Source organism: Myxococcus sp. MxC21-1, from assembly GCF_032612255.1.
Lineage (GTDB): Bacteria > Myxococcota > Myxococcia > Myxococcales > Myxococcaceae > Myxococcus > Myxococcus virescens.
The window spans coordinates 3,066,148-3,080,496 of record NZ_CP123278.1 but is presented as its reverse complement, the minus strand read 5'-3'; the positions used below and the strand labels follow the sequence as shown (position 1 = coordinate 3,080,496).

15 protein-coding genes and 2 pseudogenes are annotated in these 14,349 nt (G+C 69.6%); 8 read left to right on the top strand and 9 right to left on the bottom strand.

What is annotated here, in order from left to right; all coding sequences use genetic code 11:
• Window position 1 precedes the first annotated feature (1 nt).
• The 6 genes and pseudogenes from QEG98_RS14295 to QEG98_RS14270 all read left to right on the top strand — a co-directional run bounded on the left by QEG98_RS14295 (window position 2) and on the right by QEG98_RS14270 (window position 6,435).
• A complete protein-coding gene (locus QEG98_RS14295; protein ID WP_020478794.1) occupies window positions 2-520 on the top strand; it encodes an NADH-quinone oxidoreductase subunit C in 519 nt (172 codons plus the stop codon).
• Between the two features lie 12 nt (window positions 521-532).
• Window positions 533-1,780 carry an NADH dehydrogenase (quinone) subunit D gene (nuoD, locus tag QEG98_RS14290; RefSeq protein WP_090488985.1) on the top strand — a complete coding sequence of 416 codons (1,248 nt, stop codon included), beginning with the start codon at window positions 533-535 and terminating at the stop codon, window positions 1,778-1,780.
• Window positions 1,777-3,657: a 2Fe-2S iron-sulfur cluster-binding protein gene (locus QEG98_RS14285; RefSeq protein ID WP_316567094.1), complete on the top strand. Its 1,881-nt coding sequence runs from the start codon at window positions 1,777-1,779 to the stop codon at window positions 3,655-3,657. The genes nuoD and QEG98_RS14285 overlap by 4 nt, the downstream gene beginning before the upstream one ends.
• Window positions 3,658-3,659: 2 nt before the next feature.
• Window positions 3,660-5,108 carry a complex I subunit 1 family protein gene (locus QEG98_RS14280; RefSeq protein ID WP_316567093.1) on the top strand — a complete coding sequence of 483 codons (1,449 nt, stop codon included), beginning with the start codon at window positions 3,660-3,662 and terminating at the stop codon, window positions 5,106-5,108.
• A gap of 42 nt (window positions 5,109-5,150) precedes the next feature.
• Window positions 5,151-5,914, top strand: a pseudogene (locus tag QEG98_RS14275) (NuoI/complex I 23 kDa subunit family protein).
• A 155-nt stretch (window positions 5,915-6,069) separates the two neighbouring features.
• Window positions 6,070-6,435, top strand: coding sequence for a (2Fe-2S) ferredoxin domain-containing protein (locus QEG98_RS14270; protein WP_316567092.1), 366 nt, complete (start codon window positions 6,070-6,072; stop codon window positions 6,433-6,435).
• A gap of 1 nt (window position 6,436) precedes the next feature.
• Here the strand turns inward: QEG98_RS14270 and QEG98_RS41880 are convergent.
• Window positions 6,437-8,973: pseudogene (locus QEG98_RS41880) on the bottom strand (CHASE2 domain-containing protein).
• A gap of 142 nt (window positions 8,974-9,115) precedes the next feature.
• On the opposite strand from QEG98_RS41880, the gene QEG98_RS14240 reads away from it, so the two are divergent.
• Together QEG98_RS14240 and QEG98_RS14235 are read left to right on the top strand one after the other, a co-directional pair.
• Window positions 9,116-9,571 (top strand): hypothetical protein, encoded by a 456-nt coding sequence (locus QEG98_RS14240; protein WP_316567087.1) that lies wholly within the window; start codon window positions 9,116-9,118, stop codon window positions 9,569-9,571.
• Complete coding sequence (locus QEG98_RS14235) at window positions 9,469-9,966, top strand: hypothetical protein (protein WP_316567086.1); 498 nt, start codon at window positions 9,469-9,471, stop codon at window positions 9,964-9,966. Before QEG98_RS14240 ends, QEG98_RS14235 begins: the two co-directional genes overlap by 103 nt.
• 25 nt (window positions 9,967-9,991) lie before the next feature.
• Here QEG98_RS14235 and QEG98_RS14230 read toward each other — a convergent pair whose 3' ends face one another.
• From QEG98_RS14230 to QEG98_RS14195, 8 genes are all read right to left on the bottom strand, one after another.
• Window positions 9,992-10,915 (bottom strand): hypothetical protein, encoded by a 924-nt coding sequence (locus QEG98_RS14230; RefSeq protein ID WP_316567085.1) that lies wholly within the window; start codon window positions 10,913-10,915, stop codon window positions 9,992-9,994.
• A gap of 111 nt (window positions 10,916-11,026) precedes the next feature.
• Window positions 11,027-11,326, bottom strand: coding sequence for a YtxH domain-containing protein (locus QEG98_RS14225; RefSeq protein ID WP_090489000.1), 300 nt, complete (start codon window positions 11,324-11,326; stop codon window positions 11,027-11,029).
• A gap of 40 nt (window positions 11,327-11,366) precedes the next feature.
• Window positions 11,367-11,801 (bottom strand): hypothetical protein, encoded by a 435-nt coding sequence (locus tag QEG98_RS14220; protein ID WP_090489002.1) that lies wholly within the window; start codon window positions 11,799-11,801, stop codon window positions 11,367-11,369.
• 35 nt (window positions 11,802-11,836) lie between these two features.
• On the bottom strand, window positions 11,837-12,037 hold the full coding sequence (locus QEG98_RS14215; RefSeq protein WP_090489004.1) for a hypothetical protein: 201 nt from the start codon (window positions 12,035-12,037) through the stop codon (window positions 11,837-11,839).
• 38 nt (window positions 12,038-12,075) lie between these two features.
• Window positions 12,076-12,297 carry a DUF3618 domain-containing protein gene (locus tag QEG98_RS14210; protein ID WP_011552784.1) on the bottom strand — a complete coding sequence of 74 codons (222 nt, stop codon included), beginning with the start codon at window positions 12,295-12,297 and terminating at the stop codon, window positions 12,076-12,078.
• On the bottom strand, window positions 12,287-12,748 hold the full coding sequence (locus tag QEG98_RS14205) for a phage holin family protein (RefSeq protein WP_090489007.1): 462 nt from the start codon (window positions 12,746-12,748) through the stop codon (window positions 12,287-12,289). Before QEG98_RS14205 ends, QEG98_RS14210 begins: the two co-directional genes overlap by 11 nt.
• 144 nt (window positions 12,749-12,892) lie before the next feature.
• Window positions 12,893-13,657 carry an endonuclease/exonuclease/phosphatase family protein gene (locus tag QEG98_RS14200; protein ID WP_316567084.1) on the bottom strand — a complete coding sequence of 255 codons (765 nt, stop codon included), beginning with the start codon at window positions 13,655-13,657 and terminating at the stop codon, window positions 12,893-12,895.
• 9 nt (window positions 13,658-13,666) lie between these two features.
• Window positions 13,667-14,197, bottom strand: a complete 531-nt coding sequence (locus QEG98_RS14195; protein WP_316567083.1) for a hypothetical protein — start codon at window positions 14,195-14,197, stop codon at window positions 13,667-13,669.
• Window positions 14,198-14,349 lie beyond the last annotated feature (152 nt).

Sequence of the window (14,349 nt, the reverse complement as noted above, 5' to 3'; positions counted from 1 at the left end):
GTTGGACAGGGTCTCCGCCCAGCTCCCAGAGGCGGTGGCGGATCGCTACGTGGATCGGACCGGAGGCGCCTGGGCCGTCATCCATGCAGACTCGCTCCCGAAGGTCGCCGCGTTCTTGAAGAACGACCCGGAGCTGGAGTTCAAGCTGTTCGGCTCCATCGACGCCGTGGATCGGCTGCACCTGGCGGAGAACGACCCTCGCTTCGAGGTCGTCTACTTCCTCTACTCCCTCAAGCGGCACGAGCACGTGCGGCTCAAGGTGCGGGTGAGCGAAGCCAACCCGGTGGTGCCCACCCTGGTGCCGCTCTTCCGCGGCGCCAACTGGTGGGAGCGGCTGACCTTCGACTTCTACGGCATCCGCTTCGACGGGCACCCGGACCTGCGCCGCATCCTCCTCTACGACGAGTTCGAGGGGCACCCCCTGCGCAAGGACTACGCGCTGCGTGACCGGCAGCCGCTCATCCCCGAGCGCCCCATCAAGGACATCTTCCGCGGTCCCGGCACCAGCGGGCTCTCCTGAGCGAGGACATCCATGGCTGACACCCTCAAGCCCGAAGCGCCGAACCCCGACACCGACGCGTACGCCCACGAGTCGGAGCTGGACGCCCACCTCCAGACCAAGCGGATGGTCATCAACATGGGCCCCTCCCACCCGGCCACGCACGGCACCGTGCGGCTGAAGGTGGAACTCGAGGGTGAGACGATCGTCAAGATCGACCCTGAGATCGGCTTCCTGCACCGCGGCTTCCAGAAGAGCTGCGAGAACGTCACGTGGACGCAGTGCCTGCCCTACACGGACCGGCTCAACTACCTGTCCGCGATGATGAACAATTTCGGGTTCCTCAACGCCGTGGAGAAGCTCATCGGCCTGGAGATTCCCGAGCGCGCCCAGTACATCCGCGTCATCGGCTCCGAGCTCCACCGCCTGACGGACCACCTGACGTGCGTGGGCGCCACCGGCCTGGAGATGGGCGGCTTCGCGCCGTTCCTCCTCGCCATGGAGTTCCGTGAGCTGCTCCATGACCGCACCGCCGAGCTGACGGGCGCGCGCCTCACCACCAGCTTCGGCCGCGTGGGTGGCAGCAACCGCGACCTGCCCGAGGGTTGGATTCCCCGCGTCCACAAGACGCTGGACCAGGGCCTGGCGCTGCTCGACGAGATGGAAGGCCTGCTGACGAACAACCGCATCTTCGTGGACCGCACGAAGGGCACGGGTGTCATCAGCGCCGAGGACGCCATCGAGTTCGGCTACACCGGCCCCGCCCTGCGCGCGTGCGGCGTGGACTACGACATCCGCAAGACGAAGCCCTACTGGGTCTACGACCGGTTCGACTTCGACATCCCGGTGGGCGAGCACGGCGACAACTACGACCGCTACCTGGTCCGGCTCGAGGAGATGCGTCAGTCCATCCGCATCCTGCGCCAGGCCATGGACACCATCCCCGCGGGCCCCATCATTGTGGATGACTGGCGCATCGCGCTGCCGCCCAAGCCCGAGGTCTACGGCACCATCGAAGGCGTGATGTCGCACTTCAAGCTGGTGATGGAGGGCATCCAGGTGCCCGCCGGCGAGGTGTACGACGCCACCGAGGCCTCCAACGGCGAGCTGGGCTGGTACCTGGTGAGCGACGGCCGCGGCCGTCCCTACAAGGTCCACGTCCGCGCCCCGGGCTTCCCGGTGCTCGCGGCCGTCCCCCACATCATCGAAGGCAAGATGCTGGCGGACCTCATCCCTACGTTTGACACCATCAACATGATCGGCGGCGAGGTCGAGCAGTGAGCGACAACGACACGAAGAAGCCCACCGGTGATGCGCAGCCGCCTCCGAAGGGGGCGCCCACGGACACGCCCGCGGCCAAGATTGGCCCCGAGCCGTCCAACCCGCCCGCCGGCGCGAAGCTGGACAACCCGCCCGCCGCCGCCAGCGGCCCCACGGGGACGCCACCGCCCAAGCCGCCCTCCGGCCCGCCGCCCAAGCCGGCGCCGAAGAACCCGGGGTTCATCACCGCCACCATCGACGGCAAGGAAGTCGTGGTGAAGCCGGGGACGAACATGATCGAGGCGGCCAAGGCGGTCGGCTCGGACATCCCCTACTACTGCTACCACCCGCGCCTCTCCATCGCGGCCAACTGCCGCATCTGCCTCATCGAGGCGTCCAACGCGCCCAAGATGGTGCCCGCGTGCCAGACGCCCATGGCCGAAGGCCAGGTCGTCAAGACGACCACGCCCAAGGTGAAGGAGCAGCAGCGCGCGGTGATGGAGTTCCTGCTGCTGAACCACCCGGTCGACTGCTCCATCTGCGACCAGGCCGGTGAGTGCAAGCTGCAGGACTACTACATGAAGTACGACTACCGGCCCTCGCGCCTGGAGGGCTCCAAGGCCCTCAAGAACAAGCGCAAGGTGCTGGGGCCCCGCGTCGTCATTGACCAGGAGCGCTGCATCATGTGCACCCGCTGCGTGCGCGTGATGAACGAGGTGGCCAAGGAGCCGCAGCTGGGCGTGTTCGGCCGCGGCAGCCATGAGCGCATCGACGTGTTCCCGGGCAGCGAGCTGAACAGCAACTACTCGCTCAACACCGTGGACGTGTGCCCGGTGGGCGCGCTGCTCAGCCGCGACTTCCGCTTCAAGGCGCGCGCGTGGTTCCTGTCCGCCACCCCGTCGGTGTGCACCGGCTGCTCGCGCGGCTGCACCACCTACGTGGACTGGATGTCGCAGGACTCGTACCGCTACCGCCCGCGGGAGAACGAGGCCATCAACAAGAGCTGGATGTGCGACGAGGGCCGGCTCACCTACAAGTACCTGAACCTGGGCCGCGTGCTCCAGGCGCAGGTGGGCCGCCGCGCCAACCGCGCCGGTGAGGCGGTGCCCGTCACCACGCGCAAGGAAGCGGTCCAGGCCGCGGCCAAGGCGCTGCGCTCGGTGCAGGGCAGCAAGCAGCTGGCGGTGCTGGCCTCGCCCCTGGCCTCCAACGAGGACCTGCTGGCCGGGCTGAACTTCGCAAAGAGCACGCTGGGCGTGTCCACCGTGTACGTGGGCGGCCGTCCTTCGGGCCCCGCCGACCACTTCCTGATGACGGCGGACAAGAACCCCAACCGCAAGGGCCTGGAGCTCATCGCGAAGGGGCTGGGCCTCAAGCTGGAGACCTTCGACGCGCTCACCACCGCGCTGAAGGCGGGAACGGTGAAGGCGCTCTACGCCATCGGCACCGAGGTGCCGGACAACGTGGACGCCTTCGCGGAGGCCGCGGGTCAGCTGGACGTGTTCGTGGCGCAGGCCTTCACCGAGTCCGCCATCACCGCGCAGGCCACGGTGCTGCTGCCGGCCTCCGTCCCCGTCGAGGACGAGGGCTCGTTCGTGCAGCAGGACGGCATCATCCAGCGCTTCCGCAAGGCGTACCCGCCCAAGGGCGACGTCGTCCCGGGCTGGGAGTGGATCAGGGAGCTGACGCGCGAGCTGGGTGGCGAGTCCACCTGGAAGCGCGCGGTCGACGTGTGGCGCGAGCTGGCTGGCAAGGTGGCCGAGTTCGCGGAGTTCAACTGGGAGAAGGCGTCTCCGGCGGACCGGGAGAAGCCGGGCATCAATCCGCTGCCGGCAGGTGCCGACGGTCGCCCCGCGGGGTACCGTGAGTTCGGCACGCCTCGGGTGAGGGGTATCTAGTCATGAGCCGCGTACTGACGATTCTCGTCGCCATGTTCACCATCGTCTTCCTGATGGCGGGTGGCATGGCGACGGCCTACCTCGTGGGTGGCCTGGTGGAGGAGCACTGGTTCACTGGCGCGAGCCGGCTGACCAACGTGCTGTTCCTCGTCCTCATCTTCGTGATGGTCATCGCCACGCTGCTGACCATGGCGGAGCGCAAGTGGAGCGCGTTCATCCAGGACCGCATGGGTCCCAACCGCGCCCGCATCGCCCTGCCCGGCCTGAAGAACCGCTCGCTGGGCGGCCTTCCGCACATCCTCACGGACGTGCTGAAGATGCTGACCAAGGAAGACCTGATTCCGGCCGCCGCGAACCGGTTCATGTTCAACCTGGGCCCCATCCTGGCCTTCGCGCCCACCTTCGCCCTGTTCGCCGTGGTGCCCGCCGGTCCGTCCGTGCAGGTGTTCGGCCACAACGTGGACATGGTGGTGGCCACGCCGGACTTCGGCGCCCTCTACGTGCTCGCCATCGCCTCGCTGGCCGTCTACGGCACCGCGCTGGCCGGCTGGGCCTCCAACAACAAGTTCGGACTGCTGGGCGGCGTGCGCGCCACCTCGCAGATGATCGCCTACGAGGTCGCGCTCGGCCTGTCCCTGGTCGGCATCTTCCTCACGTTCTCCTCGGTGCAGTTCCCGGCCATCATCGGTGACATCGGCAACGCGCTCACCGGCGGCACCGGCCAGGGCCGCTACCTGTGGCGCACGGACGGCGCCTTCGACCTGGGACTGCCCGCGTGGGGCATCTTCATCCAGCCGCTGGGCTTCCTGCTCTTCTTCGCCGCGTCCTTCGCGGAGACCAAGCGCGCCCCGTTCGACCTGCCGGAAGGCGAGTCGGAGATCATCGGCTACTTCGTTGAGTACTCCGGCATGAAGTTCGGCCTCTTCATGATCTCCGAGTTCGTGGAGGTCGTGGTGCTGGCCGGCGTGACGACGGCGTTCTTCTTCGGCGGCTACCACCTGCCCTTCGGCAACGAGTGGCTGGCCAACCTGCCCATCATGCAGGAGCACGGCTGGCTGCTGGGCACCATCCTGGGCACGGTGTTCTGGCTGAAGGTGCTGTTCCTCATCTGGGTGCAGCTGCTCATCCGCTGGACGTTCCCCCGCTTCCGCTACGACCAGATTCAGTCGCTGGGCTGGAAGATCCTCCTCCCCCTCGGCCTGGTGAACGTGTTCGTGACCGGTGCGCTGGTCCTCTGGGATCCGTCCCTGCGGGCGCTGGCGGTCCTCGGCATCGCGGAGATTGGCATCCTGGTGGTGTTGACCACGACGACGAAGGTCCCCGCGGGCGGTGCGCACGGGGCGCACGCCGGCCATGGTCACGACCACGGACATGGCCACGCCCACGGTGGGCACGCTGCCCATGACCTGCCGGCGCACGCCCACGGCGTGGCCCCGGCCTCCACCCACTAGGCCGCCCCTTTCGGCCCCAGCATCCGGGAATCGAGAACCATCATGGCCTACAAGGTAAGCAAGGACCCTCGCACGGATATCCGCGAGCGGACCTATGTGCCCAACCTGCTCCGCGGCCTGGGCATCACCGCGAAGCACTTCTTCCGCAACCTCTTCGGGACGCGTGACACCAACACGCAGGTGGTGGACCGCACCGGCGCCAGCCTGATGACGACGGTGGCGTACCCCGAGGAGAAGCCCATCTACCCCGAGGGCTACCGCGGCCTGCACCGGCTGGTTCCGCGCGAGGACGGCAAGCCGCGCTGCGTGGCTTGCTACATGTGCGCCACCATCTGCCCGGCGCAGTGCATCTACATCGAGGCGGGTGAGTACGAAGACGAAGCCTCGGACTCCGAGGACCGCGTCATCGAGAAGTATCCCACCCAGTTCGTCATCGACGAGCTGCGGTGCATCGTGTGCGGCCTCTGCGTAGATGCGTGCCCCAAGGACGCCATCCGCATGGACACCTACATGCACACCCCGCCCGAGTACACGCGGCAGAACTTCGTCTACGACATCCCGAAGCTGCTCAAGGGCGCGCCGGTGTCCCACCCGTCGGACCCGTGGAACAAGCGCGAGGGCTCCGAGGAGCCGCACCACGTCCACAAGGAAGCGCACACGCGCATCGGTGAGGGCCTGGTGGAGCTGAAGCTGCCGCACGGAGAGCACGGCGGCCACGGCAAGGCGCTGCCCGCGGGGCCCAGGCGGGCCACCAGGCCGTCGTCACGCAGCAGGGCCCCATCCAGGTGACGAAGTTCATCAAGTGAATCCAGATTCCCAGTGAGGCCGTAGCGGCCTCACCAGGACTCCCGGCCCGCCCTCCCGCGTTGAAGCGGAAGGCGGGCCGGCGCTTTTTCAGGGGGCTGGTGGTGAAGCTGAACCTCTTCAATACGCTTGATGGCGGCCTCCCGGAGACGCCGCCGTGAAGCGCTACCGCTTGTCGGTGTGCAAGGGCTCCAGTTGCAAGGCGGGCGGCGCGGACGCCGTCTACGCCGAGGCCCGGGACGCCCTCTCCGGCCAGGGGCTGGTGCCGCGCTGTGAGCTGTACCGCGGCGGCTGCTACGGCTTCTGCCACATGGGGCCCAACGTCGTCGTCCGTGAGGACACCGGCCGCAAGAGAGACCCGCTCTCTCCCGAGGACTACCAGCTCATGGGCTGGCCGGGAGAGGTGTACTACTCGGCGATGACGGCGGAGAAGATGCGCCGCGTGGTGGCGGAGCACATCGCGAAGGACGCCCCGGTGAAGGAGCTCTTCGGCCAGCCGGACTCGGACGACGGCGAGGAATGACTCACGCCGCAGCGGCGGTGGGCTCGCCCTCCTCCAAGCCGTGCACGCCGTCCCAGTCCGCGGGCGGCGGCGTGACGAGGAAGCGGGCGCAGCGGCCGGCGTAGAGCGCAGCGACGGTGTCCTGGTACGCGTGTGAAGCGCGCTCGAAGAGGGCATGCGCCTCCGCGAAGCGGCGCTGGTGGTAGGCGGTGAGGGCCTGCTCGTGGAGCGCGAGCTGCTCCTGCATGCGGGGCGTGATTTCTCCGCGGCGCGCCACCAGCTCATGCACGCGCACCGGCTGCGGCCGGCCCTTGAAGCGCACCAGGTCCACCACGCGGAAGACGTAGCTGCCGCTGGCGAGCTGCGCGGTGGTGTCTCCGGCCAGCACGTAGGTGCCGTACACCTTGTTGATGGCCTCCAGCCGCGAGGCCAGCCCCACCGCGTCTCCGAGCACGGTGTAGTTGGACTTCATCTCGCTGCCCAGGTCGCCCACCACCAGCTCCCCGGTGTCCACGGCCGCACGGAAGCTGAGGCGGTGGCCGTACTTCTTCTCCCAGGCGGACTGACGCTCGGTCAGCACCTCCCGCATCTTCAGCGCCGCCTCGCATGCCAGGTGTGCGTGGCGGTCCGTGCGCACCGGCGCGCCCCAGAAGGCCAGCACCGAGTCACCGATGTACTTGTCCACCTGCCCCGCCGTGGACCGCACCACCGCGGAAATCTCAGTGAGGTACGCGTTGAAGAGGCCCACCAGTTGCTCGGGCGGCATGCTCTCCGACAGCCGCGTGAAGCCTTCGATGTCACAGACATACACGGACATCTTCCGGCGCTCGGGGCGCATCAGGCTCAAGTCCCGCGCCACCAGGCGGGCCACGTCCGGGCTGACGTAGCGGCCGAGCGCGTTGTGCACGAAGTCGCGAATCTGCCGCTCCGTCCCGTAGGCGTAGCGAATGGTGGCGACGAAGGCGCCCACCATGGCCAGCAGCGGCCCGGCCATGGCCACCCACAGCCGCTGTTCGACGAAGACGTACGCGGCACCGAAGGCGTAGCCCGCGGCCGCCGCCACCAGGAAGCCCACGTAGAGCACGGCGCCGCGCACCGAGCGCAGCAGGAAGCTGAGCGACAGCGCCAGGAAGGCGCCGAGGAAGGCCAGCCCCACCGTGAGGAGCAGGTCCAAATCTGGCGCCGCGCGGGTGATGCCCTCCGAACGGAGGATATTGGCCAGCGCCTGCCCCAGAATCGCGCCCCCGGCGTCTCCGGCCCCAGGGGCGTGGAACGCAGGTGCGCGGACTCGCCGGCGGTCCGCGTGAGGACAACGGTGCGGCCTTCCAGGTCATTCTCGAAGCGCGCGGGGCGCTCGTCCGCCACGTCGAAGACGTTGAGGAGCACGTTCCACGCGCGGATGGAGCGCGCCAGCGAGCCGCGTGAGCCCCGGCCCGCGTTGGGTGCATCCCAGCGCAGCAGGCTCAGGCCCGAGTCGCTCATCGGGAACGCGTACTGGTCCCCCACGTGCAGCTTGCCGTCCGCGTAACGGAGCGAGCGAGTACCGGCGAGCCGCATGGCCGCGGCCAGGGGCAGCGACGGCAGGATGTGGCGCTTGCCGCGCACGGTGTAGCTCATGAGGTGCGCCACGGCGCGCACGCGCCCGTCCCGGCCCGCCACGAGCGTGGACGCACCAAACCCCGCGCTTCCGCTCAACAGCGGAACCACGGGGTGCTGAACTGGCGCAGCTCGATGAGCTTCGCCGCGTCCAGTCCCTCCACCTGGACCTCCGCCAGCGCGATGAAGAGCTCCGTGGGGCCCACGCGGTAGCTGTCGTCCGCGGCGCGGCGCTCCTCGAGGACATGCGCGGTGGCGCCCAGGCGCGAGCCCAGCGCCCTGCCGTCCGCTTCGTCCGTGGCGCCGCCCCAGACCTCCACCTGGCTGCCCGCGGGGATGATGAAGGCCGGGCGCTGCGCCGCGAGCACGGCCTGCGCGCGCAGGGAGGCCGCCTCGGATGCGTCATAGACGCCCAGTTTCACGCGGTACGGCCACAGGCGGTTGGCGGGGGCAGCACCCGGGGCCCCTGCGCTTCCCAGGTGAACGACAGCAGCGCCCGGCCCGGGTCCTTCGCCAGCTGCGCGGCGAAGGCCGCGTCGTCGCAGGAGAGCGACGAGGCCGACGCGGACGAGGCTTCGGCGCAGGCGTTGGGGCTCAGGTCCGTGAAGGGCAGGTCCACGAGCACCAGCAGCGCCCCTCCTGGACCAGCCGGTGCACCATGCGGCCCACGAGCTGGCGCGGCCAGGGCTGCGTGGCGACGCCAGGGCGCACATCCTGGCGGGCCTCGGCCAGCGTCTCGTCGTCGATGGCGATGACGACGGCCTCGTCGGGACGCTCGGAGCGCTCGCCCAGCTCCCGCACGCGCCAGTCGTAGGTGACACGCTCCCAGCCTTCCAGCCAGGCCTGCGCGGCATCCACCGCCGCGGAGGGGACCCAGGCCGACGGCGGGTCCTTGGGCGGCACGAGGCCCGTGGGGCGCAGGTACACGAGCAGCCCCAGCACGCCTCCAAAGAGGAGGGCCATCAACAGGGAGACGCCAAGCCGCTTCAGGAAGCGCCGGCCTGCGGAGTGAACGCGGTGACCTTGCACGGGTGGTCCGGAGGATACCCTGAGATGGGCCCGCGCGCGGTCGTCGTTGCGGGGGGCCTGCTATGCTCGTGCTCCCATGAAACGCACCCTGGTGTCCGCGGCGCTCGCCGCCTCCTCCCTCGCCTTCCTGGCTTGCGACCTGGAGCAGCTCACCGCCGACCACGTCATGGTCGGCACGCTGCTCTCCACCCCGGAGGTGGAGGTCTCCGCTTCCGCGTTGGCCGGCTATGACGCGGGCACCTTCAGCCCGGACGGTGGCGACGTGCTCGCCCTGCCCGCGCAGACGGCCGCCGTCGTCTTCTTTGGCAGCAAGACGGGTGAGAACTCGCAGCCCTCCGGCCGGCGGGGGCCGACATCACGGTGCAGCCGGTGGGTGGCGAGGCCACGGCGCTCGCGGACGAGGGCTCCGGCAACTACCGCCGCACCAGCGTGGGCGCCTCCGACTTCACCTACCAGCCTGGCGCCACCTACCAGTTCATCGCGAACCGGGGTGGCACGCGCTACGTGGGCCAGGTGGACGACGCGCCGATGAAGGAGACCATCGCCGCGCTGCACCCGCCCGAAGGCTTCCTGCGCATCGACGCGAGCACGCCCCTGTCCTTCGACCGGCCGGCGCCCCCGGCGAATACGGACCGCACGCTCGGCTTCGTCACCGTGGTGCCCCTGAGCGCCGAGGGCGCGCAGGGCGAGCCGACGTACACCAACCTGCCCTCCACGCCGGTCCAGTTCCTCCAACTGGTGGGCCTGCCGGGCCCGTACCGCGAGGCCCGCGTGACGATTCCGGGCACCGCCTTCCCCGAGCGCGAGCAGACCTACCTGGTCATCTTCCACGCCGTGCGAATGGGCGGCGCCGAATCCGGCAACCTGTTCCTCGGCAGCGCGCTGCTGGCGGGCACCGCCGAGGTGGGCGTCGTGCGCACGCGCTAGGACGGCCCCACCGGCGCGAGGCGCGTCAGCCCACTTCGATGTCCAGCCCGATGCGCCCTTCCAGCTTGAGGCGCAGCAGGTGCCCCGCGAAGCGCTCGGACTCCTCGCGGGAGAGGACGTTGCGGAAGGCCGTCCCGTCCGCGACCTCCACCTCCAGCACCACGCCCCGCTGAAGCAGCCGGAAGAAGTCCTCGCCTCCCGAAGGGCGCGGAACGAACACGGGGAGGAAGCCCTTCAGCGGCACCACCTCCCCTGCCCCCCGCACGCGCGACTCCAACCCCACCGCGTCCGGACGCACTTCGTCCGCGGCCACGCCCGCGTCGGCATAGAGCGGCGCGGGCGGCAGCGACACGTCCTCGGTCGCGTCATCCAGCAGGAAGCCGTACCGGGACGGAATCCTGGCCGCGAACAGGAAGCACAGCAGCACGGGCGTGTCTCCGGACACGCGCTCCAGATGGAGAATCGCGCGCTCCGTTCCCACACGGCGCAGCAGCAACGTCAGGGATGGGCGGCTCGCGCTCAGGTAGCGCTGGACGCGGTCCTTGAGCGTGGCCCGAATCTCCGCGAAGGCCTCGGCATGCTTCGCCTCGCTCTCCGCCTCTCGCCGGGCAAGCGCGTCGCGGGCCTGCGTCAGCTTGTCCTCCGCGTCCCGCAGGAAGTCCCCTGAAGCGGCGGGCGGAGTCACCAGCGCGGGCTCGGCGCCCGACGGAGGTGTCAGCCCCGCGGCGCGCACCGCGCCCAGCAGGAACGAGCCCTGCTGCTCCAGCCGCTCGCGCTCCTCACGGAAGCGCAGGCGCGATGCGGCGTGCTCCACCTGGAGCTCCAGCCACGCCTCATACCCGGACTCCAGCGTCTCCAGCGCGCGCAGCCGCGCCAGCGCCGCGTCCGGGCTCACGCTCTCGCTGGCCCCGGCGTGCTTCACCATCCCACCCTGCGTCGTCTCGCTCACGGCCGTGGACTCTAACCGGCTCCAAACGGGAAGGCCCCCACCCGCGGCCGTTGCCGGCGCGAATGGAGGCCCCTGGCCCCGTCCGGGGCCGTGTGCGGCGGATGCCGCGAATCAGGCGGTGCGAGACACGGTGCCCTGCGGGCCCGTCTGCGCCGCGCCCTCGGAGGAGCGGCCGACCGCGTTGGACAGGTACTCCTGGCCGCTGTGCAGGCGCTGACGGAGGTCATCGCGCAGCTGGTTGCCCGGCTTGGGCGCCAGCAGCAGGCCCAGGCCCGCGCCCACGAGGATGCCCGCGGCGAAGGCGCCCACGACGGGCAGGAGCGTGTCCACCGTGTCCCGACGCGTCTCCAGGCCCACCAGGTGCAGCAGGTCGTCCTTGTCCAGCTTCTTGAGGTTGTTGAAGTTCACCATTTGAGACTCCGGGGGTTGTGGGGTGGAGGAAAGCCCGGCCTCAGTACGTCGGCGGGCGAGGAGTGCCTGCGGAAGTGGCGTTCGCCGAGGCGGAGCCCTGCGGGCCCGGACCAGCCATACCACGTCCAGTTTGATAGCCCTGGAAGGCCGCTTCCGCCATGCCCAACAGCTCATCCTTGACCAGTGGCAGCGCCGCGAGGCGCACGCCGAGCCGGAGGATGCGCGCCGTCAGCGGCGTGAAGAGCCCGCCGCCCAGCAGATAGCCGACGCCCACGGCGGCCGCCATCATCCCGTACGGGTTGCGCTCCACGCGCCCCCGCAGGTCCAGCGTCTGCCCCAAGTCCGTCACCGCGCCGCGCGCGTCGGACCAGAGCTGCTGCGCGTCGCTGCCAATGTGGTCCACTCGCTGCCCGAAGCCGCCGCCCTGCGGGTCCTGAGGCATGCCATTGCCCGATGCACCTGGAAACGTCGTCATGCGTTCACCCTCTCGTGTGGTTCCAGCGCGCGTCTTCAGCGGCGCGAGGCAATGCGTCCGACGAGGAAACCCACGGCCACGGCGCCCAGCAGGCACGTGCCCGGATTGGCGCGGATGAAGCTCACCACGCGGTTGTTCAGGTCCACGATGTTCTGACGGGCCTCATCAATCTGCGGCACCACGCGGTCCTGAAGCTCACGCGCCTTGTCGGCCATCTGCTGCGGATTCATCTCCATCGAAGCCATCTCCTCAATTGGGGGTACTACGGCAGTCGTCAATCGCGCGAGCCCAACCACAGGCCCACCACGAACGCCGCGCCTACACACGCGTAGGGATTGCGGCTCACCCACTGGCGCCAGTCGGCGGCCACGGCCACTTCTTCGCGAAGGGCACTCACGGACGTGGCCAGCTCGGCGCGCGTGCGCTCGATTTCGGCACGCAGGTCCGCGCTGCTGCGGGGGCTGTAGGCCTTGGGCTGTCCATTGCTACCGGCCATGCGGGGGCTCCTTGAAGAGTTCACGGTTCGTCCCCTGGAGCGCATTCACGGATGCGCTGGGGGCGGCGTTGGTGAGCGCGGCCACGCTGAGCGAGAGCTCCTGCGACGTATCATCCATCATCCGGCGCGCCTTCAGGCGGTTCACCGCCCACATCGCGCCGCCCGCGCCGCCCACCAGGTTCAGCAGGCCGATTCCAGCCAGCGCTCCGGACCATCCCAACCACGTGGACAGCCACGCCGCCAGCGCCGCGCACACGAAGCCATAACCCACGAGGATGAAGGGCACGAAGGCCACGATCATCGCCACGTCCAGGCCCGTGGCCTTGACGTCCTCGGCCAGCTCCATGCGCGCCAGCTGCAGGTGCTGCGTCACCAGCCGGCTGAAGCCGTCGGCCATGCGCCCGACGAGCGCGGAAATCCCGCGCTCTGCCTGTTCACTTCCCACGTGCATGCGCTCTCCGGCCGACGCATACGGCCTCTCAGGTGCGGGCCAACCTAGGCATGCACCTGTTCCGCGACAACCACGTCACGGAGTTTTTGTCCGGCGCACGCAAGCGTCGGCCAGTGAACGCGCGCGTCGGCCCATCCGCCCAGTCTACCCGATGAGCTGCACAGGAGGAGAGACGGAAGGCTCCACGGCGATGGGGGCCTCGAAGCGCAGCACGAGGGGCAGGTGGTCAGACGCCACCCGGCTCAACTCCGTGCGGTGAGGATGGATGGACAGCGGGCGCACGCCCGCGTCCACGAAGATGCGGTCCAGGCGCAGCAGGGGCAGGCGCGTGGGATACGTGCGAGCGGGCGCGCCGAGCTCCAGCGCCGCGTCGTGGATGGCCTGGCGCACCAGCGAGGGCACCGGGCCATTCCCCCAGTAGTTGAAATCTCCACACACCACCAACGGGGCCTTCCGCGCGGCATCGCGGAGGATGTCCGAGGACAACAGCAGCGCCTCCTGCCTGCGCCGCTCACCCAGGCGCAGGCCCAGGTGGAGGGAGAAGACGTGGAGCTGCCGCCCGCCCCCGATGTCCAGGTCGCAGCGCAGCGCGCCGCGAGGCTCGCGGCGGCCCACGCTCAAGTCGTAGTTCTTCGACTTGACGATGGGCAACCGCGACAGGATGGCGTTGCCGTAGCGCCGGCCGTTGCGCACGACATTGGGGCCAAAGGCCATGTGCAGCCCGAGCATGTCCGCCAGGTGTTCGGGCTGGTCCTCCCGAGGCGTCACCGCGCGAAAGTCGCCGACCTCCTGGAGAGCGACGATGTCCGCGTCCACTTCGCGGAGCACCGCGCCCACGCGGCCCAGGTCGAAGCGGCCGTCCGTTCCGATACCACTATGGATGTTGTACGAAACGAGCCTCAGCTCCACGCGCGTCGCTCACCCAATCAGGACAGGGGAAGGATGCGGCCCGCGGCCATGCGGACGACCGTGACGGGCAGCAGGATGAGCCGGGACACGGCCTTGACGGCGTCGCCCAGGCCCCCGCAGGGCCTGGAGCTGGTGCTCCGCCTCGTCGCGAATCTCCGGCAGCCGCCCGCGCGGCGGCTGCTCGCGCGTGGGGGGCAGCGCGCCAATCGGCGCCGTTCCTCCCACGACAGGCGCGGAGGCCGTGCGCGCCTTGCCCTTCGACGTGCCACGTGCCGCCTTGAATTCCGGGCCGTGGGAGAACTTGGCGTCGGGCTCGGGCCGCGCCAGCTCCTCCAACTGCGCCTCCATCTGATGCGCGATGTAGAGTTCTTCCGTCTCCGCGAAGCGCTTGCCGTAGTGAACGCCCTCGTGGCTTTCCATGGCCTCGGGATGCGCCTTGGAATGGGCCAGCCGCGCCTTGTCCTGCCGACGCAGGCTTCGCTTCGGCGCCGGCAGCGTCTTCGGAACCTGGTAGTGGTCAAAGCTATAGGGACGAGGCATCCGCGAATCTCCCAATCAACGAGTCCGTTCAGAAGCTAGGAAGCCCCCAGTCCCCCGGGTACGCCTTGACGGAATGCGCCCTGGTGGCCCGCCTGCCCTGCAGCCAGGCAGGCGGTACGCGGACAAGATGCGTCGTCCAAGTACCGACAACC

Bases quoted from the DNA above. Each gene is read 5' to 3' on its own strand.
- nuoD (WP_090488985.1), top strand. From the start codon at position 533: ATGGCTGACACCCTCAAGCCCGAAGCGCCGAACCCCGACACCGACGCG.
- QEG98_RS14280 (WP_316567093.1), top strand. From the start codon at position 3,660: ATGAGCCGCGTACTGACGATTCTCGTCGCCATGTTCACCATCGTCTTC.
- QEG98_RS14240 (WP_316567087.1), top strand. From the start codon at position 9,116: ATGAAACGCACCCTGGTGTCCGCGGCGCTCGCCGCCTCCTCCCTCGCC.
- QEG98_RS14225 (WP_090489000.1), bottom strand. From the start codon at position 11,326: ATGGTGAACTTCAACAACCTCAAGAAGCTGGACAAGGACGACCTGCTG.
- QEG98_RS14220 (WP_090489002.1), bottom strand. From the start codon at position 11,801: ATGACGACGTTTCCAGGTGCATCGGGCAATGGCATGCCTCAGGACCCG.
- QEG98_RS14215 (WP_090489004.1), bottom strand. From the start codon at position 12,037: ATGGAGATGAATCCGCAGCAGATGGCCGACAAGGCGCGTGAGCTTCAG.
- QEG98_RS14210 (WP_011552784.1), bottom strand. From the start codon at position 12,297: ATGGCCGGTAGCAATGGACAGCCCAAGGCCTACAGCCCCCGCAGCAGC.
- QEG98_RS14205 (WP_090489007.1), bottom strand. From the start codon at position 12,748: ATGCACGTGGGAAGTGAACAGGCAGAGCGCGGGATTTCCGCGCTCGTC.
- QEG98_RS14195 (WP_316567083.1), bottom strand. From the start codon at position 14,197: ATGCCTCGTCCCTATAGCTTTGACCACTACCAGGTTCCGAAGACGCTG.